This is a genomic window from Maritimibacter sp. HL-12, from assembly GCF_900177545.1.
Taxonomy (GTDB): Bacteria; Pseudomonadota; Alphaproteobacteria; order Rhodobacterales; family Rhodobacteraceae; genus Sinisalibacter.
The window spans coordinates 644,745-664,515 of record NZ_FXBQ01000001.1 but is presented as its reverse complement, the minus strand read 5'-3'; the positions used below and the strand labels follow the sequence as shown (position 1 = coordinate 664,515).

27 protein-coding genes are annotated in these 19,771 nt (G+C 65.4%); 17 read left to right on the top strand and 10 right to left on the bottom strand.

Annotated elements, in window-relative coordinates:
- Window position 1: 1 nt before the first annotated feature.
- Complete coding sequence (locus tag B9Y97_RS03475) at window positions 2-1,027, bottom strand: ribose-phosphate pyrophosphokinase (protein WP_085525450.1); 1,026 nt, start codon at window positions 1,025-1,027, stop codon at window positions 2-4.
- A gap of 115 nt (window positions 1,028-1,142) precedes the next feature.
- Between B9Y97_RS03475 and B9Y97_RS03470 the strand changes: the two genes are divergently transcribed.
- A complete protein-coding gene (locus B9Y97_RS03470; protein ID WP_085525449.1) occupies window positions 1,143-1,742 on the top strand; it encodes a 2-hydroxychromene-2-carboxylate isomerase in 600 nt (199 codons plus the stop codon).
- Entirely contained in the window at window positions 1,739-2,554 is an 816-nt protein-coding gene (locus B9Y97_RS03465; protein ID WP_254900838.1) for an alpha/beta fold hydrolase, read from the top strand. Before B9Y97_RS03470 ends, B9Y97_RS03465 begins: the two co-directional genes overlap by 4 nt.
- Here B9Y97_RS03465 and B9Y97_RS03460 read toward each other — a convergent pair whose 3' ends face one another.
- The 5 genes from B9Y97_RS03460 to B9Y97_RS03440 form a co-directional block, all read right to left on the bottom strand.
- Complete coding sequence (locus tag B9Y97_RS03460) at window positions 2,555-3,601, bottom strand: threonine aldolase family protein (protein ID WP_085525448.1); 1,047 nt, start codon at window positions 3,599-3,601, stop codon at window positions 2,555-2,557.
- 1 nt (window position 3,602) lies between these two features.
- Window positions 3,603-4,052 (bottom strand): YcgN family cysteine cluster protein, encoded by a 450-nt coding sequence (locus B9Y97_RS03455; RefSeq protein ID WP_085525447.1) that lies wholly within the window; start codon window positions 4,050-4,052, stop codon window positions 3,603-3,605.
- Between the two features lie 122 nt (window positions 4,053-4,174).
- The gene (locus B9Y97_RS03450) at window positions 4,175-5,113 is read right to left on the bottom strand and encodes a bifunctional riboflavin kinase/FAD synthetase (protein ID WP_085525446.1); all 939 of its coding nucleotides are present in this window, start codon (window positions 5,111-5,113) and stop codon (window positions 4,175-4,177) included.
- A gap of 67 nt (window positions 5,114-5,180) precedes the next feature.
- Window positions 5,181-5,624, bottom strand: a complete 444-nt coding sequence (locus B9Y97_RS03445) for a MaoC family dehydratase (RefSeq protein WP_085525445.1) — start codon at window positions 5,622-5,624, stop codon at window positions 5,181-5,183.
- Window positions 5,625-5,716: 92 nt separating this feature from the next.
- Window positions 5,717-6,589 carry a TIGR01459 family HAD-type hydrolase gene (locus B9Y97_RS03440; protein ID WP_085525444.1) on the bottom strand — a complete coding sequence of 291 codons (873 nt, stop codon included), beginning with the start codon at window positions 6,587-6,589 and terminating at the stop codon, window positions 5,717-5,719.
- A 138-nt stretch (window positions 6,590-6,727) separates the two neighbouring features.
- On the opposite strand from B9Y97_RS03440, the gene B9Y97_RS03435 reads away from it, so the two are divergent.
- Both B9Y97_RS03435 and B9Y97_RS03430 read left to right on the top strand, forming a co-directional pair.
- Window positions 6,728-7,153, top strand: a complete 426-nt coding sequence (locus B9Y97_RS03435; protein ID WP_085525443.1) for a rhodanese-like domain-containing protein — start codon at window positions 6,728-6,730, stop codon at window positions 7,151-7,153.
- A 127-nt stretch (window positions 7,154-7,280) separates the two neighbouring features.
- The gene (locus tag B9Y97_RS03430; protein ID WP_176224283.1) at window positions 7,281-7,646 is read left to right on the top strand and encodes a rhodanese-like domain-containing protein; all 366 of its coding nucleotides are present in this window, start codon (window positions 7,281-7,283) and stop codon (window positions 7,644-7,646) included.
- A 69-nt stretch (window positions 7,647-7,715) separates the two neighbouring features.
- Here the strand turns inward: B9Y97_RS03430 and B9Y97_RS03425 are convergent, their stop codons facing one another.
- Window positions 7,716-8,636: a manganese-dependent inorganic pyrophosphatase gene (locus B9Y97_RS03425; RefSeq protein WP_085525441.1), complete on the bottom strand. Its 921-nt coding sequence runs from the start codon at window positions 8,634-8,636 to the stop codon at window positions 7,716-7,718.
- A 144-nt stretch (window positions 8,637-8,780) separates the two neighbouring features.
- Here B9Y97_RS03425 and B9Y97_RS03420 point away from each other — a divergent pair, with 144 nt between their 5' ends.
- From B9Y97_RS03420 to B9Y97_RS03410, 3 genes are all read left to right on the top strand, one after another.
- Window positions 8,781-9,431, top strand: a complete 651-nt coding sequence (locus B9Y97_RS03420) for a DUF2161 domain-containing phosphodiesterase (RefSeq protein WP_176224282.1) — start codon at window positions 8,781-8,783, stop codon at window positions 9,429-9,431.
- 210 nt (window positions 9,432-9,641) lie between these two features.
- Complete coding sequence (locus B9Y97_RS03415) at window positions 9,642-9,821, top strand: hypothetical protein (protein ID WP_085525440.1); 180 nt, start codon at window positions 9,642-9,644, stop codon at window positions 9,819-9,821.
- A gap of 147 nt (window positions 9,822-9,968) precedes the next feature.
- The gene (locus B9Y97_RS03410; RefSeq protein WP_085525439.1) at window positions 9,969-11,096 is read left to right on the top strand and encodes a cytochrome-c peroxidase; all 1,128 of its coding nucleotides are present in this window, start codon (window positions 9,969-9,971) and stop codon (window positions 11,094-11,096) included.
- Between the two features lie 452 nt (window positions 11,097-11,548).
- Here the strand turns inward: B9Y97_RS03410 and B9Y97_RS03405 are convergent, their stop codons facing one another.
- Together B9Y97_RS03405 and B9Y97_RS17875 are read right to left on the bottom strand one after the other, a co-directional pair.
- On the bottom strand, window positions 11,549-11,992 hold the full coding sequence (locus B9Y97_RS03405; protein ID WP_139828215.1) for a hypothetical protein: 444 nt from the start codon (window positions 11,990-11,992) through the stop codon (window positions 11,549-11,551).
- A gap of 98 nt (window positions 11,993-12,090) precedes the next feature.
- Window positions 12,091-12,861, bottom strand: coding sequence for an XRE family transcriptional regulator (locus B9Y97_RS17875; protein ID WP_176224281.1), 771 nt, complete (start codon window positions 12,859-12,861; stop codon window positions 12,091-12,093).
- 36 nt (window positions 12,862-12,897) lie between these two features.
- On the opposite strand from B9Y97_RS17875, the gene B9Y97_RS03390 reads away from it, so the two are divergent.
- Window positions 12,898-13,173: a hypothetical protein gene (locus tag B9Y97_RS03390; protein ID WP_085525437.1), complete on the top strand. Its 276-nt coding sequence runs from the start codon at window positions 12,898-12,900 to the stop codon at window positions 13,171-13,173.
- Window positions 13,173-13,682, top strand: a complete 510-nt coding sequence (locus tag B9Y97_RS03385) for a hypothetical protein (RefSeq protein ID WP_085525436.1) — start codon at window positions 13,173-13,175, stop codon at window positions 13,680-13,682. Before B9Y97_RS03390 ends, B9Y97_RS03385 begins: the two co-directional genes overlap by 1 nt.
- A 53-nt stretch (window positions 13,683-13,735) precedes the next feature.
- Here B9Y97_RS03385 and B9Y97_RS03380 read toward each other — a convergent pair whose 3' ends face one another.
- Window positions 13,736-13,990: a hypothetical protein gene (locus B9Y97_RS03380; RefSeq protein WP_085525435.1), complete on the bottom strand. Its 255-nt coding sequence runs from the start codon at window positions 13,988-13,990 to the stop codon at window positions 13,736-13,738.
- Between the two features lie 249 nt (window positions 13,991-14,239).
- Between B9Y97_RS03380 and B9Y97_RS03375 the strand changes: the two genes are divergently transcribed.
- Genes B9Y97_RS03375 through B9Y97_RS03340 form a run of 8 tightly spaced genes read left to right on the top strand, consistent with a single transcriptional unit; the run spans window position 14,240 to window position 19,764 of the window.
- On the top strand, window positions 14,240-14,545 hold the full coding sequence (locus tag B9Y97_RS03375) for a hypothetical protein (protein WP_085525434.1): 306 nt from the start codon (window positions 14,240-14,242) through the stop codon (window positions 14,543-14,545).
- On the top strand, window positions 14,542-14,781 hold the full coding sequence (locus B9Y97_RS03370; protein WP_176224280.1) for a hypothetical protein: 240 nt from the start codon (window positions 14,542-14,544) through the stop codon (window positions 14,779-14,781). Before B9Y97_RS03375 ends, B9Y97_RS03370 begins: the two co-directional genes overlap by 4 nt.
- The gene (locus B9Y97_RS03365) at window positions 14,774-15,631 is read left to right on the top strand and encodes a ParB N-terminal domain-containing protein (RefSeq protein WP_217809432.1); all 858 of its coding nucleotides are present in this window, start codon (window positions 14,774-14,776) and stop codon (window positions 15,629-15,631) included. The genes B9Y97_RS03370 and B9Y97_RS03365 overlap by 8 nt, the downstream gene beginning before the upstream one ends.
- Window positions 15,628-17,757 (top strand): transposase domain-containing protein, encoded by a 2,130-nt coding sequence (locus tag B9Y97_RS03360; protein ID WP_085525431.1) that lies wholly within the window; start codon window positions 15,628-15,630, stop codon window positions 17,755-17,757. The genes B9Y97_RS03365 and B9Y97_RS03360 overlap by 4 nt, the downstream gene beginning before the upstream one ends.
- A 57-nt stretch (window positions 17,758-17,814) precedes the next feature.
- On the top strand, window positions 17,815-18,564 hold the full coding sequence (locus tag B9Y97_RS03355) for an AAA family ATPase (RefSeq protein WP_085525430.1): 750 nt from the start codon (window positions 17,815-17,817) through the stop codon (window positions 18,562-18,564).
- Window positions 18,561-19,136 carry a helix-turn-helix domain-containing protein gene (locus B9Y97_RS03350; protein ID WP_085525429.1) on the top strand — a complete coding sequence of 192 codons (576 nt, stop codon included), beginning with the start codon at window positions 18,561-18,563 and terminating at the stop codon, window positions 19,134-19,136. The genes B9Y97_RS03355 and B9Y97_RS03350 overlap by 4 nt, the downstream gene beginning before the upstream one ends.
- Window positions 19,133-19,519 carry a hypothetical protein gene (locus tag B9Y97_RS03345; RefSeq protein ID WP_085525428.1) on the top strand — a complete coding sequence of 129 codons (387 nt, stop codon included), beginning with the start codon at window positions 19,133-19,135 and terminating at the stop codon, window positions 19,517-19,519. The genes B9Y97_RS03350 and B9Y97_RS03345 overlap by 4 nt, the downstream gene beginning before the upstream one ends.
- On the top strand, window positions 19,516-19,764 hold the full coding sequence (locus B9Y97_RS03340) for a hypothetical protein (protein WP_085525427.1): 249 nt from the start codon (window positions 19,516-19,518) through the stop codon (window positions 19,762-19,764). The genes B9Y97_RS03345 and B9Y97_RS03340 overlap by 4 nt, the downstream gene beginning before the upstream one ends.
- Window positions 19,765-19,771 lie beyond the last annotated feature (7 nt).

Genomic DNA, 19,771 nt, shown 5'->3' with positions numbered 1-19,771 from the left:
GTCAGAGCAGTGTGCCTGCGTAATGGGTCTCGTAGAGCGGCTCCAACGTGGGATCGTCGAACAGCGACGACACGCTGGTGCCGCCCCAGATGTTGAGAATCGCCTGTGCGAAGAGCGGCGCGGTGGCCACGACGCGGATGTTTTCCGCCGCCAGAACCTGTGGCGTGGGCTGGATCGAGTCGGTGATCACGAGGCTTTTCATCGCGGAGCTTGTCACCCGTTCCACCGCCGGGCCCGACATCACGCCGTGGCTGATATAGGCATGGACCTCCTTGGCCCCGCTTTCGCTCAATAGCTCCGCCGCCTTCACCAATGTGCCCGCCGTGTCGCAGATATCGTCGACGATGATGCAGCGCTTGCCCGACACGTCGCCGATCACGGTCATGTCGGCCACCTCGCCGGGCTTTTCGCGCCGCTTGTCGACGATGGCGAGCGGGGCGTTGATTCGCTTGGCCAGTTCACGCGCCCGCGCCACGCCACCGACGTCGGGGCTCACCACCATCACCTCGTCGAGGCAGTCGCGGAAATGGTGCCTGATATCGAGCGCGAAGATCGGCGAGGCATAGAGGTTGTCGACCGGGATATCGAAGAAGCCCTGGATCTGCGCTGCATGCAGATCCATCGTCAGCACCCGTTCGATGCCCGATTGGGTGATCATGTTGGCCACCAGCTTGGCGCTGATCGGCGTGCGCGCCCGCGAGCGGCGATCCTGCCTGGCATAGCCGAAATAGGGGATCACGGCGGTGATGCGCGCCGCGGACGAGCGGCGCAGGGTGTCGGCGATGATGAGCAGTTCCATCAGGTTGTCGTTCGCCGGGTTCGAGGTCGGCTGGATGATGAACATGTCCTCGCCGCGCACGTTCTCGTGGATCTCGACGAAGATCTCCTGGTCGTTGAACCGTTCGACCCGCGCGCTCACGAGGTCGACCTTTGCGCCCCGGTGGATCGACATCCGCCGGGCCACCGCCTCGGCAAGTTTGCGGTTGGCGTTGCCCGAGATGAGCTTGGGTTCGTTGATGGCAGCCATGCGTAGGGTCCCCGGCGTGATCAAGCTTGGTAACAGAATCGCGAAACCGCGACGTTGACACCGCTTAGCACCGGGCTAGGCTCAAGGCCACCGCAAGGGGCCCGGGAGGCACAAAATGCAACGTGTAGATTATTATTTCAGCACCATTTCCCCCTACACCTACCTCGCAGGGCCGCGCTTCGCCGCGCTCGCCGCCCGCCACGAACTGGATGTGATGTGGAAGCCTGTCGACATCGTGGCGCTCTACGGTCGCACCGGCGGCACCTTGCCGGGCGAACGCCACCCGTCGCGGCAAGCCTACCGGTTGGCCGATCTTGCCCGCCAGGCCAAGCGGCACCGGCTTGCGATCAACGTCGAGCCTGCCTTTTTCCCGACCAACCCGGCACCTGCGTCCTATGCCATCATCGCGGCGCAGAGGGCGGGCGGCGGTGACATGTTCGCGCTGGTGCAAGGCATTCTCACCGCCTGCTGGGCGGCTGATGAAAACATTGCCGAGGACAGCGTGATCAAGGCGGCGCTCGAAGCCGCCGGGTTTGATCCCGCGCTCGCCGACAGCGGCTTGTTCGAAGGCGCGGAGACCTACGGGCGCAACCTCGAAGAAGCGGTTCAGGCCGGGGTTTTCGGCGCACCCTCGTGGGTGGCGCAGGACGGCGCGCTGTTCTGGGGGCAGGACCGGCTCGACGATCTCGACGTGCATCTATCGGCCGCGACGTGAGCACCGCCATAACCCGCGAGGTCTGCGGGTTTCCGACCCATGTGGTTCATGTCGGGTGCGGCGTGCGGCGCGCGCTGTTCATCCATTGCACGCTCGGCCACACCGGCACCTGGACCCGGGTGCAGGCGGCGCTGCTCGAAAAGCTCGCGATGACCGCCTTCGATCGTCCCGGCCATGGCAAGAGCGCCGGGTGGTCGGGCGAGGGCGGGGCCCTCGGGCTGCATGATCTTACCACCCGGATCGCGGCGGCGCTGATCGACAAGCGCGCCGACGTGATCGGCCACAGCTACGGTGCCACCGTGGCCCTGCGGCTGGCCATGGAACGGCCGGGGATGGTGCGTAGTGTCACCCTGATCGAGCCACCGCTGTTTGCCCTCGCCGCGGGCACGGCGGCCCACGAAGCGCACATGTCGGCGATGGCCGGTTTCGGTGCCGCGCTGGCGGCGGGTGACCGGGAGGCTGCGGCGCGCGTTTTCCAGACGGCGATGAACCCCGATGCGCCGTGGTCAAGCCTTTCCGACCGCGCCCGCACCCGTCTTGCAGATCAGATCGAACGGATCGCCGAAGAACGCGGCGTCACCATGGATGACGCGCCCGGCCTGACCATGCCTGATCGGATCGAGGCGCTCAGCCTGCCGGTGCTGCTGATCGAAGGCAGCGCCTCGCCGCCGATCGTGCACGCGGTGCACGAGGCGCTCGCGGCCCGGCTGCCGCAGGCACGGCGGGTGATGGTCGCGGGGGCGGGCCACATGTCGCCGCTCACGCACCCTGAAGGCGTGGCGGGCGAGATCGCGGCGTTCCTGAAGGTCTGATCAGCCGGCCACCAGGGCGACGAAGCGGTCGATATCCGCGTCGCTCACCGCCCAGTCGGTGACCATCCGCGCGGCCAGCATTTCCTCGGGGTCGTCGCCCTCGAGCTCGCTTTCCCAAAGGTAGTACTGCGCGCCGGCCTCGTGCAGCCGGCGATGCGCCCTGCGCGACCATGCTGCAAAGGCCATGTTGGCTTGCGGCGGGTAGAGATAGGCGACGCCGGGCACGGCGCGGAGCCCTTCCGAAAGCCGGGCCTGCGCGGCATTGGCGGCGCGCGCGGTCTCCAGCCAGAGCCCGTCTTCGAGATAGGCGAGCATCTGCGCCGAAAGGAACCTGTGCTTGGAAAACAGGTGTGCCCCGCGCTTGCGCCGAAGCTCGAATTCCCAGGCCTTGGCCGGATCGAACAGGATCACCGCCTCCACGCCCATGAGGCCGTTCTTGGTGCCGCCAAAGCTCACCGCATCGACGCCCGCCTTCCACGTCATTTCTGCCGGGCTCGCCCCGGTCGCCACCAGCGCATTGGCAAAGCGCGCGCCGTCGAGATGCACCGGCAGGCCGTAGCCCTTCGCCACCGACGCCAGCGCCGCCACCTCGGCCGCGCTGTAGACGGTGCCACGCTCGGTGACATTGGTGATCGAGACCGGCCCGCGCTGCGGACCGTGCACGCCCCGGCTCTCCTCGATCGCGATCGCGGCTGCGAGCACCTCCGGGGTCATCTTGTCGCCGTCGCCCACGAGGGTGAGCTTGGCACCGCCGCTGTAGAACTCGGGCGCGTTGCATTCGTCTTCATGGATATGCGCGACCGGCGAGCAGAACACCGTCTGGAACGGCTGGCACAGCGTCGCCAGCGCCAGCGCGTTTGCCGCCGTGCCGGTGGCGACGAGATAGACCGCGGCCTCGGGGGCCTCGAAGATCTCGCGGATCCGGGCCCGCACCTCCGTCATCAGCGCGTCGGCACCGTATGGCATCGCGTAGCCTTCGTTTGCCGCGACCATCGCCTGCATCACCTTCGGATGCACCGGGCCGGAATTGTCGGAAGCGAAATGCATGTCAAATTTCCTCGTCGATCACGTGGTCTTCCCAGTCTTCTTCCGGCACCTCGAACTCGGGCAGGGTTTGCCCGCGCATCGAATGGCCCCGGTGCACGCTTTCCGGATCGCCCGTCAACAACGGGTGCCAGTCGGGCAGTGGCTTGCCTTCGTGGCGCAGCCGGTAGGCGCAGCTTCTGGGCATGAAATAGCCCACCTTGTCCATCGTCTCGGGGCTGAGCACGATGCATTCGGGCACGAATTGCAGCCGGATGTCGTATTGCCCGCAGCGGCAGGTCTTGTCGTCGAACAAACGGCAGGCGATGCGCGTGAACACCACCTCGCCACTGTCTTCGTCTTCGAGCTTGTTCAGGCAGCACTTGCCGCAGCCGTCGCAAAGCGCCTCCCATTCGGGTGGCGTGAGGCTGTCGAGCGGCAGCTCCCAGAAGCGTTTGCGCAGGCGAGTCGTCATCGCGGCACCCTCGCTCAAGGCCGGGGGAAAGAAAACCCCGCCGCGTTGCCGTCGCCCGTAATACCACCCGTGAACAGGTCCGGGGGGCGGGGCAGGCACGACAGGCGGGCCCGGGGATGGCCTCAAATCGCCGCGAGAATGGACCGCGCCCGCGCGCAATCGGCATCCATCTGCGCGATCAGCGCTTCGAGCGAGGCGAATTTTTCCTCGGGCCGCAGGTATTCGATCAGCGCGACCGAGAGATGGGCGTCGTAGAGATCGCCCTTGAAGTCGAACAGGTAGCTTTCGAGGTTGGGCAGGTTTTCGCCAAACATTGGCCGCACCCCGAGGCTCGCCGCGCCGCCATAGCTGCCCGCGTGCGGCCCGGTGAGCACATCCACCTTCACCGCGTAGACGCCGAAGCGCGGCGGGTGCAGCCCGGCGATCGACATGTTGGCGGTGGGATAGCCCAGATCGCGCCCGCGCTGGTCGCCCCGGATCACCTTGCCGTCGATCCGGTGCCAGTGGCCGAGCATGCGCGCAGCATCGCCCGGCCGGCCGTCGGTGAGCGCCTGGCGGATCGCGGTGGAGCTGATTTCCTCGCCGGTGTCATGCATCAGCGGCGCGACGGTCACGCCGAACCCCATGGCGCGGCCGAACTCCGCAAGATCGGCGGCATTGCCCGCCCGGCCCTTGCCGAAGTGAAAATCGTCACCGACCACGAGGTGACGCAGGCCCAAGCCTTCGACGATGACCCGGGCGGCGAAGTCTTCCGGGCTCAGCGCGGATAACGTGTCGTTGAACGAAAGCTCGTAGAGCTTGTCGATGCCGAGCCAGCCGAGCCGGTGCGCGCGCGCCTCGGCATTCATCAGCCGGAACGGCGGTGCCTTGGGGGCGAAGTATTCGCGCGGATGCGGCTCGAAGGTCATCACCCCGAGCGGCGCGCCAATCTCGGCGGCCCGCTCGCGGGCGATGCCGATCACGTATTGGTGGCCACGGTGGACACCGTCGAAATTGCCGATGGCCGCCGAGGCACCCCGGTCCTGATCCTCGACAAATTGCCAGTCTCTTACGATCCGCATGGCCGGGAGTTAGCTCGCTGACGCTGGCTGTGCAAGATACCTTTGCCGCGCCGCGAAGGTGTGCGCCTCAGTCGAACTTCGCGGAAGGCGCCAGAACCGTGGCCTCACCCTTGAGCACCAACTGGTGGCCGACGTGGCACTCGGTTTTCAGCTGCACCCGGCGCCTCGAATAGTCGATCTCCATCACCGTGACCTCCGCGCGCACCGTGTCGCCGGGGCGCACCGGGGCGATGAAGCGCAGGTTCTGGCCGAGATAGACCGTGCCATGGCCCGGAAGCTGCTCGCCGATCACCGCCGAGATCAGCCCGGCGGTGAGCATGCCATGGGCGATGCGGCCCTCGAAGATGGTATCCTGTGCATAATCGTCGTCGAGGTGGACCGGGTTGCGGTCGGTCGAGACTTCCGCAAAAAGCTCGATGTCGCGGTCGGTGACCTGCTTGGTGAGATGGCGCTTCATGCCGATCTCGAGATCCTCGATGCAGATCGTGCCGCGGGGCAGGTTGTCCAACATCCGGTCCTCCGGGTAATAATCTCACGCCTGACGGGCGATGTCGGCAACAAGATTACTTTGCAAGCGCAGAAAATCAAGCCCCGGTTTTTGCGCTAACGCAGAAAGCCCATGGCGAAGGTGGGGGTGACCATTGCCCTTTCGACGTAGGCGGCAAGCGCCGCCGCGTCGGGCTGGCGGACGGTGTTGGTCTCCCTGGCCGCCAGTCCGCCGGTGATGAAAAGGGAATCGATGTCTTCGCCCTGTGCGCCCTGAATATCGGTGTGGATGCCGTCGCCAATGGCGAGGGTGCGGGCGTTGTCGGGCGACTTGCCGAGCGCGGCAAGCCGGGCGCGGGCAAGATCGTAGATCGCCGGGTGGGGTTTTCCGAAAAAGAGGCTTTCGCCGCCCATCTCGGTATAAAGCGCCGCCACGGCACCGGCGCACCATTCGCGCACATCGCCCCGATCGACGACGATATCGGGGTTGGCGCAAAGCAGTTTGAGGCCTTTTTGCTTGGCATAGAGCAGGTGCGGGCGCAGATCGGCCGGGTCGGCCAGCGGGTCGAACGGGCCGGTGCAGACGATGCCCTCGGCCTCTTCGAGCGGCACGCGGGCAATCTCCACCGGGTTTTCAACCAGCGCCATCGGCTCGAAGAACACCTCGTCATGCGGCTCGCCCATGAACCAGACCTTGTTTCCCGCCGCGCCGCGATACATCGCCGCGCGGGCGGCATCGCCGGAGGAGGCGATATCGTCCCAGGCATCGCCCGGCAGGCCCATTTCCTCGAGGTGCGCCTGCACCGCGCTGCGCTGGCGCGGGGCGTTGGTGACGAGAATCACCGTGCCGCCGGTCGCGCGGAACCCCTGCAGGGCCGCCACCGCGTCGGGGAGGGGCCGCACGCCATCGTGCACGCAGCCCCAGAGGTCACAAAGCAGAACGTCGTAAGGCGCGGCGATCTCGTCGAGGCGCTCGATGATGCGGGTCATGGGCGGGGCTCCTTTCGGCGCTCTTGTGCCCGCGCGACGGGCAAAAGGAAAGAGGCTGCGCTCACGGCCTCGTGGCTTGGCATTCCGGATCACCATGCACATATATGGCAAAATGAATATGACATGTGAGACCACCAGATGAGCAATATCAGCAAACGCAGCTTTCTTGGCATCGGCATCGGCGCGCTCGCGGGTGCCGTCGGCATCGGCTACGCGATGACCAATACCAGCGCGGCCGGTTTCGAGCACCGGTTCATGAGTGTCGAGGAGATGCAGGCCACCGGCGGCTTGATCGTCGATATCCGCACCCCGCCCGAATGGGTCGAGACCGGGGTGATCGACGGCGCGCGGCTCGTCACCTTCAACGACCCTGAGAGCTTTCTTGCCCAGGTTGGCCCGGCCATTGCCGATGGGCGCGATCTCGTGCTGATCTGCCGCTCGGGCAACCGCACCGCGGCCGCAGCCCGCGCGCTGGAAGGTGTCATCCCGAACCGTATCGTTTCGGTCGACGGTGGCATGCGCAAGGTGATCGGCGACGGCTACAAAACCGTGCCGCCGAGTTGAGCGCCCCACCTTCGGGGTTGACCTGCGGCCCTGTGACGCGCTGGAATGGTTTTGAACGCGGGCCGGGGCAACATATTTGTCAACTTGAATATGAATGTGGCCCGATGGCCCCAGAAGGAGACAAGCGATGTTCGGTTTCGGCGCGGCCCCCAAGATCGAGGGGTTTGAACACAAGGTGATGAGTGTGGACGAGATGAAGGCCGCAGGGGCCCTCATCGTCGATATCCGCACCCCGCCGGAATGGTATCAGACCGGCGTGATCGAGGGTGCCAGGCTGGTGACCTTCCAGGAGCCTCAGAGCTTTCTCGATGCGATCAAGGACGAGATCGGCGACGGGCGCGATATCGTGCTGGTCTGCCGCTCGGGCAGCCGCACGCAGGCGGCGGGGATGTATCTCGCCCAGATGGTCGAGAACAACGTGATCTCGGCGGCGGGAGGCATGATCGAGATCGCCGGTCGCCAAGGCTACCAGCCGGTTGCGCCGCAACCCTGACACGACAGCCCGCGGCAAGAAAAAAGGGGCACCGCACGGGTGCCCCTTTCCTTTTGCCTTTCCCGATGCTCAGAGCGCGAGGTTCGGGATGATCTGCTTCTTGCGGCTCATGATGCCGGGGAGCACCACGGTGTCGCCCGTCACGGTGGCGGCGAAACTCTTTTCCGCCAGCGTTTTCACCAGATCGTTGGGCACCAGCAGGGTCGATTCCTCGTTGAGGATGTCGACGACGAAGAGCAGCACCTGGTCGACGCCATCTTCCTCGGCCACGATTTTCATCGCCTCCATCAGGCTTGCCTTGCGATCGAGCGGGATTTCGGGCGCGGTCGTCTCCAGCACCGAAACGCGGAATTTCTTGCCGCCCACGGTGTATTCCTTCGAGTCCATCCGCAGAAGCTCGGCGTCGGTGAAGGCCGACACGTCGGACTTGGCGGCAAACAATTCGGCGGCATAGTCGGGGATGGAAACGCCCAGTTCATGGGCGAGGTCTTCGGCCACTTCGCGGTCGTGCGGCGTGGTCGTGGGCGAGCGGAATTCGAGCGTGTCCGAGAGGATACAGGACAGCGCCAGCGCGCGCACCCAGTCGGGCATCTTGGCGGTGTCGTCGCCCATCAGGTCGTAAAGGATCGTCGCGGTGCAGGCGAGCGGGCGGATGGTGATGTCGATCGGCCCTTTCGTCTCCAGCCCGCCGGCGAGCTTGTGGTGATCGACGATCTGGCGCACGTCGGCGGCGTTGATGTTGGCGGGCAGTTCGGCAGGGTTGTTGGTGTCGACGATCACGCAAGGCTGGTCGGCCTCGACATCGGCGATGATCCGGGGCTTGGGCACGTCCCACCGCTTGAGCATGAAGGCGGCCTCGGTGTTGGGCTCCCCCAGCAGCACCGCCTCGGCCTCTGTGCCGCGCACCTCGTTGAGATACCAGGCCCAGATGATGGGCGAGCCGGTGGAATCGGTGTCGGGGGATTTGTGGCCGAAAACGAGGGTGGTCATGGCATGTGTCCGTTCGTCGTGAGGAAGTTGCGGGCGTTATAGGACGGGGGCGGAAGCTTGTCACGGGGCCGTTCGCAGACGCGGCATCGCGGCGGGCGCGCCACGGCCTTTCGCGCCCGGGCACAACGGGGTTAGATGGCGGCCATGGCCCGACTGCGTGAAACCGATCTCTACCCTCCGGTGAAGGCCCATCTCGAAGCCGCCGGTTATACCGTCAAGGCCGAGGTGGGGCCGGCCGATGTGATCGCCGTGGCGGGCGACGATGTGCTGGTGGTCGAGCTCAAGGCCGGGTTCTCGCTGACGCTCCTGCAGCAGGCGGTGGCCCGGCAGGCGATCACCGATGCGGTTTATGTCGCGGTGCCGCGCTGGCAGGGTCGGGCCGGGTGGAAGGCGTTCAAGGGCAATATCGGTCTGTGCAGACGGCTTGGGCTGGGCGTGCTTTCGGTGCGCCTCGACGACGGGTTCGTGCAGGTCCATGCCGAGCCGGTGCCGTTCCGCCCCCGCAAGTCGCCCAAACGCAAGGCGCGGCTTCTGGGCGAGTTCGCCCGGCGCGACGGCGACCCCAACACCGGCGGCACCCGGGGCAAGGTGATGACCGCCTACCGGCAGGAGGCCGAACGCATTGCCGCCTACCTCGCCGAACGGGGCGCGAGCCGGGGGGCGGAGGTGGCGCGGGCGACCGGGGTGGCGCGGGCGACCGAGATGATGCGCGCGAACCATTATGGCTGGTTCGAGCGTGTCTCGACCGGGGTTTACCAATTGAGCGACCAGGGCCGACGCCTCGCGGGCGATTGACTCGATCCCGGCGCGGTGTCAGAATTCCCTGACCTGAGAGGAGTGCCCTGACGATGATCTCGCTTGGCTTTTTCGCCCGCCGCATCCGCTGACGCGCTCCACGCGTCGGCCAGGTTTTCGCGACAGTTTTTTCTGCACCAGAAGGCCTCGTGGCTGATTGAACTTCTGCGCCTTCGGGCGTTCTGACACTTATCCGAACAGGAGGTCTCCATGACCGACAAACCCAGGTCCCCCGCTTCGGCGGGCAAGGCAGCGGTGCAAGCCGACAAGAACCACCGCGCCCCGAAACCCGATCGCGCTCCCGCGCATCACCATGGCCAGCCGGCCAAGGGCGGCTTTGACAAGAAGGTGAAGCCGATTCCGCTGACCGGCAAGCACCGGGGCCGCTAGGCTCGTCCCGCAGGGGCGCGGGTTCGCCCGCGCCCCAATGGCGTTTGTGGCGCTTGTGGCGCTTGCTGATCCTGAGTTTTTTGATCAGGATCAAGGTGCCTTGCCTCAAACCGAGGCAATACGGCGGCATTGCCCGGAGGCCGACATATGAAAAACACCCTGTTTCTCGCCGCTTCTGCCCTTTTGCCGCTGGCGGCAATGGCCGAGCCGATGCGACTCGACGCACTCGGCGAAGCGCTGTTTTTCGACGTGAACCTTTCGTGGAACCGCACGCAATCCTGCGCCACCTGCCACGACCCTGCCTTCGGCTTCACCGATCCGCGCGAAACCGAACTGGGGCGGATGGTTTCGCTTGGCGACGACGGCGAGAGCCTCGGCGACCGCAACACCCCGACCGCGGCTTACGCGATGTTCTCGCCGCGCTTCGAGAAGCTCGATCCCGGCGTCTATCGCGGCGGGCAGTTTCTCGACGGGCGCGAAGCCGATCTCGAAGGGCAGGCGGGGGGGCCGCCACTCAACCCGATCGAGATGGGGATGCCCGACAAGCAGAGCGTGGTGGCGCGGCTGGCCGAGAACCCCGATTATGTCGAGGCGTTCTCGGCGCATTTCGGCCGCGATGTCTGGGACGATACCGACGCCGCCTATCGCGCCATGACCGAGGCGATCGCCGCTTTCGAGCGCACCGATCTGTTTGCGCCGTTCGACAGCAAGTATGACAGGTTTCTGCGCGGCGAGGTGGACCTGACCCCGGAAGAGGAACTTGGCCGGATCCTGTTTTTCTCGGAGCAGTTTACCAATTGCAACCTTTGCCACCAGTTGCGCCCCTCGCTGATCGCGCCAGACGAGACCTTTTCGAACTACGAGTATCACAACATCGGCGTTCCGGTGAACGACAGGGTGCGCTCGATGACCGGCTTTGACGGGATCGACCACGGCCTTCTCGCCAACCCTGCGGTCGACGAGCCGGAGACAGATGGACAATTCAGGGTGCCAACCTTGCGCAACGTCGCGGTCACCGGCCCCTACATGCACAACGGGGTGTTCGAGGACCTGCGCACCGTCGTGCTGTTCTACAACATGTTCAACACCCGCGATCCGGAGCGGCTGATCAACCCGGAGACCGGCGCGCCGTTCCGCGACCCGGAGGTGCCGGGCACGCTTTCGATGGATGAGCTCACCCACGGCCCCGCGCTCGATGACCGCCGCGTGGACGCGCTGGTGGCCTTCATGGAGACGCTGACCGACGCCCGGTATGAACATCTCCTTGACGACTGACGCGCGCCGCCGGTGAAGGGTTTCGGCTTTCTGCTCCATGTGCGTTGACACCGGGTGCTGCAGTGAAGCCGGAAGAGGCCGTCTGTGGACGGGCAATGACGGTAGGGGCTTGGAAATAAGGGGCGAAAGTGGGTGGCGTGCACGATGGGCGACGCCGCGGGCTTGTCATGCAGTGACACCGGAAATGGGGCATTTCGCGGCGGAGGGGCTTCGAGGCGGGGCGCTGGCGCGATGCGCGGGGTGAGCTGCTGCATGGCCTTTCAAACAAGGCTTAAATGCCCTCGTAAGCCAACGGCAACCGCGAAGATCAGGGCCGAACCGGCGTGCGGAACCGGGACGTTGGCGTCCCAGAAAGCGGCGCGCGTCCCAGAAAGCGAAAAGAAGCGTGAAAACAGCGGCTTGACCTGTCAGCGGTGTCAGGTTCCGGTTTGCGAACTGGGACGCGGTTTTCGCTACTCTATCGCTTCGACGGTGGCATCGCAGGTCTCGTTGTCGAACGTGCCGATAGCCTTGGAGAGGACCACGCCGCCAAAGGCGTTCTGGGCGCGAAACGTCATCAGGAGGCGGTTACGGCCTTCCGGGTCGACAGGCCATGTCCTGGTCTCGACATGATCGAAACTCTTCGGATCGTTCAGGCGATTCTTGACCCTGCGAACGAACTCGGTCTGGCTCCCGTCCCACGGGCTCAGGCAGTGCTGCCCGTAACGTTTCTCCTCGGCCTCCTCGGCAGCCTTGCGAGCCGCTTCCTCGGGGTCGACTTCGATGATCGGCGCCACAGTTTCTGTCTTGTCGTTCGCGGTGTCGTCCTTGGTGAAATAGAACCAGGCAAACAACCCGATCAGACCGAGGGCCACGACACCCCTCACGTAGTCCTCGGCGGATGCATCTTTGCTCAAATCGTACACTCCCAAATTCTGAACATAGTGTTAGTTGGCCTCTTCACCTCCAAGTATGCCCCGACCAGACGACTTCGCCAATGACCTCATTGCCCGGTCTATAATGGCGCGAGCACCATTCTGACCCGCGCAATAGGTTGGAAATCGTCAGCCGTAGCTGTGTGCACGACCAAAGGGGGGTAAGCGAGGTTATCCGAAATCATCACCACCCAGCCTTCGAGATGCTGCTTTCCGTTCGGACGCTGAAGGCGCTTTATCAGGATCGCGCCCTCGTGGCGGACGATGTAGATGCCCGGCGAGGACCAGTCGCCATGGGCGCGAAAATCGACCAGCACCCAAGCCCCATCGGGGATGGTAGGAGCCATGCTGTCACCCTTCACGCGGACAAGCCCCGCGAGGTCGGCCGCTATCCCGTGACGAATGAGCCAGCTACGGGTGAAAGCCACCTGGTGCGCGGCCTCCTCGGCAGCGGGCACGATACCATTCCCGGCTGAAGCTTCGATCTCGTAGACCTTTATCGCGTTATAGTCCTGCCCAAAAATCTGAACATCACCTGATAACGGTTTGTTTCCATCAGCGGGGCCAATCGGGGGTTGGGTTTCGCCTTCATCGTTGAGAGAGAACAACCAGTTTAGATCGACAGGGAAGATTTCCACTAACTTGGCAACAAACTGGTCGTTCACCCGTTGCCGACCCGATTCGATATCTCGGATTTTGGAGGGCTTCTCCCCGAGAGCTTCAGCAAAGCCATCCTGTGTGAGGCCTGATTTGGCGCGAAGTTGCTTTATTTTTAGGGCGATAGTGGACATTTTCCACTCCAACGAGGGAATGGATATTTTCCACTTGATGTAACAGTGGAAAATATCCATTATGATGCTACCAAGGCAAGCGACACGGGTAGCACAATGACAGACGCGAAAGCGAAATTCCAGCCGGGCGCGATCCTGCATGAGACGCTCGTGGGGGCGTTTCGCGCTAACGGCGACAATCTCAACGCCTGGTGCAAGCGCAACGGGATCAAGGTCGAGGTGGCGCGCAATGCCACTTTTGGGCAATCGCGCGGGCCGGTCGGGCGCGCGGCGCTGGAAAAGATGATCGATGCCGCCGGGCGCGAATTCGTGGAACAGGCCTACGCCCGCCGCCTTCTTGAGCACGCGGCCCAGTTCAAGGGAGGCAAGTGATGACGTTCGCTTCCCGACAAACGACAGCCCTTGTCAGCCTTGCGGCGGCGTTGGCGCGCCATGAAGGGGTTTCGGTCGAGGCGATTTCCGGTCGCGCCATGGGCAAAGGCAGGTTCTTCGCGAAACTCGAAGCGGGCAGCGATTGCCGGACTGCGACGGCCGAGCGGGTGCTCGACTGGTTCGATGCGGTCTGGCCATCCGATCTCGATTGGGCCTGCGCCATGCCACGCCCCTCCGGGCGCCCGGCCGCGGCCTATCTGGTCGACTATGACGCCGAGGTAATCGCCGAAGTTACAAATGCGCCGATCTGGCCCAACGGGCGTCGGCCAGCCTGGTGGCACGACGTGCCGGTTCGGACATTCCTGACCCAGGCTCACCGGCAAATGTCGTTGCTTCGCGCCGAGAAGATCGGTGCGGAAAAGTTCGGGGATCGCTGCCCGAAGAAGTCGGCCATCCACCTCTACTGGCAGCGTCTGGACAGGGTTTTTGGACACGAAGGAGCCGCGTGATGAGCAACCGCAGACCGATTGAACCGTTCTTTCCGCCCGAGGAGATGGCGGCGCTACGGGCTGGGCGCCGCGCGCGCCGCGTCCAGGGTGTGAAGAATGTCTTGAAGATCTTGCAGGAGGCCCAGCTGCATGGACTTCCGAGCGACGATGATGCGGCGCTCGATGTGCTCGCGGAGCGCCTGTATGTCGCGTTCTTCGAGGTGTGACGTGAGCACGCCCATGAAAAACCCCATGTACAGGTCAAAGCGCTCCTGGAGCGCAGCGTTCTTGCGCTCCAGGGCTGTCAGCCGCTCTTCGATCTCGCTCATCCCATTCCTCCGTCGTTTTGTTGGCACCGACGATGAGAGGACGGCGGCCCGGTTCGGTCAAGAGCCGGCCGCCACCTTCTCCTCCACTCCGGAACCCCGGCCTGTCCGGGGGCTGCCAGCCTCGCGCCCCTCCTCCTCCCTGGCGCGGGGCTGGCGGCTGGTGTGGCCGTGGATCACCGACACGATCGGCGCGATCTCGATCTTTGTCATCCTGATCGGCGGGCTGTTTTTTTTGGAGGTGCTTCGGCCATGACCGCGCGCGACGAGTTCAGCATCGACTTCATCGCCGAGGGCAGCGCGATGGTGGCGGTATTTCACAAAGGCCGCCAGGTTTCGCCCGCAAGCCGCAACCCCGAGAAGCTCAGACCGATCCTCGCCGAAAAACGCCGCATCGCGGCGCGCGCGGGCCGGGCATGGCGGTGCTGCCTCTCCTGCGGGGAACGTTTTCTCAGCGAGGGTGTGCACCAGCGGCTGTGTGCAAAGCACCGCTCGGCGGCCAGCGCGGAAATGCCCGACCAGGAGAGCCCGTCTTACCGCTCGATGATGGGGAAGTGACGATGCATGCCGCCCCGCTCACATCCGCCCGCCTGCAGCGTGTGCTCGCCGTGCTCAAGGACGGCAAGCCCCACACGACGCGACAGATCGTGCGCCGGGCCAATGTTTGCGCGGTGAACTCCTGCATTGCCGAGCTGCGCGCGCATGGGGCGGAGATCGCCTGCGAGGTGGTTCGGGTGAAGGGCAGCGGGCGGCGGTTCTATTACACGATGACGAAAGGGCCGGATGATGCGTGAAGGCAAGGTCATCGGCACCGGCACCATTCGGCCCGACGACATCGAAGTCGGCAAGCGCCTGCGGCCAGTGAGTGAAGCCGGTGTTCAATCGGTTCTGACGTCCTACGAAGAGATCGGTGTGATCAAGGACCCGATCGACCTGCGCAAGATGAAAGAGGGTGCGCCACGGCTGATCGCGGGCGCTCATCGCCTGGAGGCCGCACGCCGCCTCGGGATCGAGGTGCCCTACAAGCTTTGGGATTGCACCGCCGACTGGGCGCTGATGTGCGAGATCGACGACAACCTTGCCGGTGCCGATCTGACCCCGCTCGATACGGCGGTTTTCTTGGCGGAGCGCAAGAAGGTCTACGAGAAGGTGCACCCGGAGGCGAGGCGGGGTTTTGCAGGCGGAAAAGCGCGCCACGGTCAGCTAACTGTAAACATGACAGTTAGCAGCTTCGCAGCTTCGTCGGCAGAGGCAATGGCCTGTAGTGAGAGCACGGTCTACAAGTTGCTTCGGGCGGGTCTCGCGCTCTCAAGTGACGAAATCCGCTGGCTGCGCGAAGCGCCGAAACAGCCGACAGGCAAGGACCTCGAAGCCCTCTCGAAGATCGGTGATGAGCACGAGCGCAAGCAGGTGTGCATCGCGCTGACCAACGGCAAGGCGAAGAACGCCGCCGCCGCGCGGCGCGCTCTGGCCGCCGAGAGGGGCGAGAAACCAGCCGTTAAATCGCCCCGTGAACAGGCCCTTCAACGGCTGGTCGAGGCCTGGGAGCGCGCTCCGCTGGAGGTCAGGCGTGCCTTCGTCGCCGAACAGTTCGACGCTGTCGCGGACCTCGTTTCCGACGAGCACGAGCGGAGGGATCGGTGACCGTCACTCCGCGCCAGACCTGGTGGACCGCTGCCGAAATCGCCGCCTCGGGCCTGCCCGGCATGCCGACGACGAAGCGCCGCGTGAATGCGATGGCCGCGCGCGAGGGCTGGCAGTCCGACCCGATGCGGGCGCGGCGGCGGTTGGGGCGCGGCGGCGGCTGGGAATACTCTTGGGAGCTGTTCCCGCTCACCGCACGGCGCAAACTGCTCGCGGAGGCCGGGACGCAGGATGACGCGCCTGCGCGCATGGAGCGCGGCGAGGCCTGGGCGTGGTTCGACGGGCTGCCGCAAAAGGACAAGGACAAGGCGCGGCACCGTCTCGCGGTGATCGAGAAGGTCGATGCCCTGGAACGCGGCGGCACGACCCGCAATCTTGCGGTCACCGAGGTGGCGAGGCTGGAAGGTGTGAGCGCGCGCACGATCTGGAATTGGCGCGGTCTGATCGAGGGGATCGCCCCCGAGGACCGGTTGCCATATCTCGCCGATCAGTATCGCTCCGCGCGGCCGATCGGCGGCGACAAGGGCATCGGCTCACCCGAATTCTGGGAGCGGCTGAAGGCGCTTTATCTGCGACTTGGCGGACCGGCCTTCCGGCAGGCCTACCGTGATGCGGCCCGACTGGCTTCGGATCAGGGCTGGGAGATCCTGCCGGAGCGCACGGCGCGCCGTCGGCTCGACGAGCTGGTGCCGCGCGTGGTGCAGGTCTTTGCCCGCGAGGGCGAACAGGGGCTTGCCCGCTGCTTCCCGCCGCAGGTTCGTGACCGCACCCAGATGGCGGCGCTGGAAGGCGTGAACGCCGACGCCCACAAGATCGATGTCTTCGTCGAATGGGAGGATGGCACGATCAACCGCCCGCAGATCGTGGTGTTCCAGGATCTCTATTCCGGCAAGCTGCTCTCGTGGCGGGTCGACCACAGCCCCAACAAGGTGGCGGTTATGGCGGCGTTCGGCGATATGATCGAGGGCTACGGCATCCCGCGCCATTGCCTGTTCGACAACGGTCGCGAGTTCGCCAACAAGTGGCTCACTGGCGGGACGCCCACGCGCTTTCGCTTCAAGGTGCGCGACGACGATCCGCTCGGCGTGCTGCCGATGATGGGCATCAAGGTTCACTGGGCGCAGCCCGGCCATGGTCAGGCCAAGCCGATCGAGCGGGGTTTCCGGGACTTTGCCGAGATCATCGCCAAGGATATCCGGTTCGCCGGGGCCTATACCGGCAACCGGCCCGACGCCAAGCCGGAGAATTACGGCAGCCACGCGGTGCCGATCGAGACCTTCCTGCGCGTGCTGGATGAGCGGATCGACGAGCTCAACGCACGGCCAGGGCGTCTCTCGCCCACATGCCAGGGGCGGAGCTTCGATGAGACCTTCGCCGAGAGCTATGCGAGCGCGCCGATCCGCAAGGCGACCGATGAGCAGCGCCGCCTCTGGCTGATGGGCCAGGACGTCAAGAAGCTCGACGGCAAATCGGGCCGGTTCAAGCTGTTTGACAACTTCTATTGGTCACCCTGGATGGCAGAGGTCGTCGGGCAGAGGGTGACGGTGCGGTTCGATCCGGAAGACCTTCATGCCGGTGCCTATGTCTACGGGCTCGACGGGGCGTTCCTTGGCTACGCCGAATGCCAGCAGAAGATCGGTTTCTTCGATGCGGCGCACGCCAAGGCCGAAGCACGTCAGCTGGCATCGTTCAAACGGGCGCATCGGGCATTGCTCAAGCAGGAGCGCGCGCTCGGACCCAAAGACCTCGCCGCCGAACTCGACGCGCTCGCCCCGGCACCGGCGGCATCGGTGGAGGCCAAGGTTGTACGCCCTGAGTTCGGAGCCGGTCGGGGCAATGGTCCGCTTGTCGAGCGCCCCGTGCCTCAAGCGCAGACCGACCCGGAGGCCGAGGCCCGGCGCGAGAGCTTCGTGGCCGAGTTCAAGGCCCCGGCAAAGCCGGAGCGCGAGACGGAAACCAAGCTCGACCGGCTGAAGCGCGCGCTGGATATCGAGGCGCGGCTGGATCGTGGCGCGCCCGTCGGCACGGCCGAGATGAAGTGGTTCGAAGGCTACGCGACGCTGCCGGAATACCGGTCGCAGCGCGAGATGTACGCGGAATTCGGAGAGGCGATGTTCGCCAAATGAAAGCCGCCCGCGAGCGGCCAGGCTCGGCGGGCGGATCAACAGAGTGGAGGCTGAATAATGGCAGGAGAGCAGAGACTTTACAACAACGTCGCGCCCTTGGCGAATGTCCAGGCGCTGACGGAGCTCGTCGACCGGGTGCAGAACCGGCCGCACGGGCTGCCGGGCATGGCCTGCTTCTTCGGTCGGTCGGGCGACGGCAAGAGCACGGCGGGCATCTATGCGGCCAACCGGTTCCAGGCGGTCCTCGTCCAGGTCAAGAGCGCCTGGTCGCCCAAGATGCTGTGCGAGGCGATCCTGCGTGAGACCGGGGCCAGCCTGAAGCGCAGCGAAACGATCGGACACATGGTGGAACGGATATCCGAGCAACTCGCCTATTCAGGCACGCCGCTCTTGATCGACGAAGCCGACCACCTGGTGAAGAAGCGCACCATCGAGATCGTGCGCGACATCCACGAGGGCTCGGGAGCGCCGGTCATCCTGATCGGCGAGGAGGAGATGCCGCAAAAGCTCAAGCAGTGGGAGCGGGTTCACGGACGGATGCTCGACTGGGTCGGTGCCCAGCCCGGCAGCATGGCGGACGTGGCGATGTTGGCGCCGATCTACGCCGCTGGCGTGGATATCTCCGAAGACCTGCGGGCCGCGATCCTGCGCGCCTCGCACGCCTCGGTGCGGCGCATCTGCGTGAACCTCTCGCGTGTCGCGGAACACGCCCGCACGCAGGGGCTTGACCGGGTGACGGCCGAGGACTGGGGCAAGCGCGCGCTCTTCACCGGCGAGGCCCCGGTTGCGCGGAGGAACATCGCATGAGGGGGCCGATCCAGAAGCACACGAGCGTGTCGCTCCGCCTCCGCCTACTGAGCCGGCTACGCGGCGGAGCCGCCTTCACCAAGGGCGCGCTCCGCGTCGCTCTCGACGCCCAGGAGGGGCAGCTGCGCGAGGTGCTCAATCGCCTCCGCGATGATGGCTGGATCGAAGAGGTTGGCCTTGATCCACGCCGGTCGAAGCTGCTTGCCCTGACGGAGGCAGGCAAGCGCGGCGCTGAGGGTGAGCTGAGCACATTTGGCCAGCTCAAAGGGGATGCCCAGACGAACATGTGGCGCACGGCGCGCCGGATGCGGGAGTTCACTCCGGTGGACCTCACCGCCTGGGCGTCGGTGCCCGGTGCCGAGGTGGACCTTCAAGCTGCGCGGGCCTTCTGCGCGATCCTCCTGCGCGGCGGCTACGTGCGCGTGGTGCGCAAAGCCAAATCCGGCGTCAACGAGGCGATCTACCGCTTGATCAACGACACCGGGCCGCGCCCGCCAGTCGAGAAACGGGTGCGCGCGATCTACGACGCCAACGAGGAACGGCTCGTGCATGTCCCGGGGAGCGGGCAATGACGATCCTCAAGGATACAAACCCGCTCGCCACCATACGCGAGGCCTGGGGGGACGACGCGCCGGATTGGATCGTCGCGCTGGCCGATGAGGCGGCGCAGACCTCGCAGGCCAAGGCCGCTGCCCGGATCGGACGCTCGGGCGCCCTGGTCAGCCAGGTGCTCCATCGCCGCTACACCGGCTCGATGGTCGTCGTCGAAGAGCTTGTGCGCGCCAAGATCATGGCCGAGCTGGTGAGCTGCCCGTCGCTCGGGGAGCTGCCGCTCGCTGAGTGCCGCGATTGGCGCAGCAAGGCCCGCCACTTCATGTCGACCAACGCGATGCGGGTGCGGATGTACCGCGCCTGCACCCGCTGCCCGATCTTCAAGGAGGCCGAGAGGAAATGACCGAGATCATATACAACCTCACGCCCCTCGGCGGGCCTGTGCGGATCAGCGCCGCCGAGCTTACCCGGCTCGCGGCCGAGGCCAAGACCGAGGTGCAGGCCGGGCCGCGCGGCTGGGAGCGGTTGAGCCCGGTGAAGATCATCGCGCTCGCCTGGTTCGCCGACAGGTTCCTGCAGAACGCCGCGCCTGTATCGAAACCCGCCGCCACGCCGAAGCCAGCGCCGGTGGCAATTTCCGACGTGTGAGAAGGAG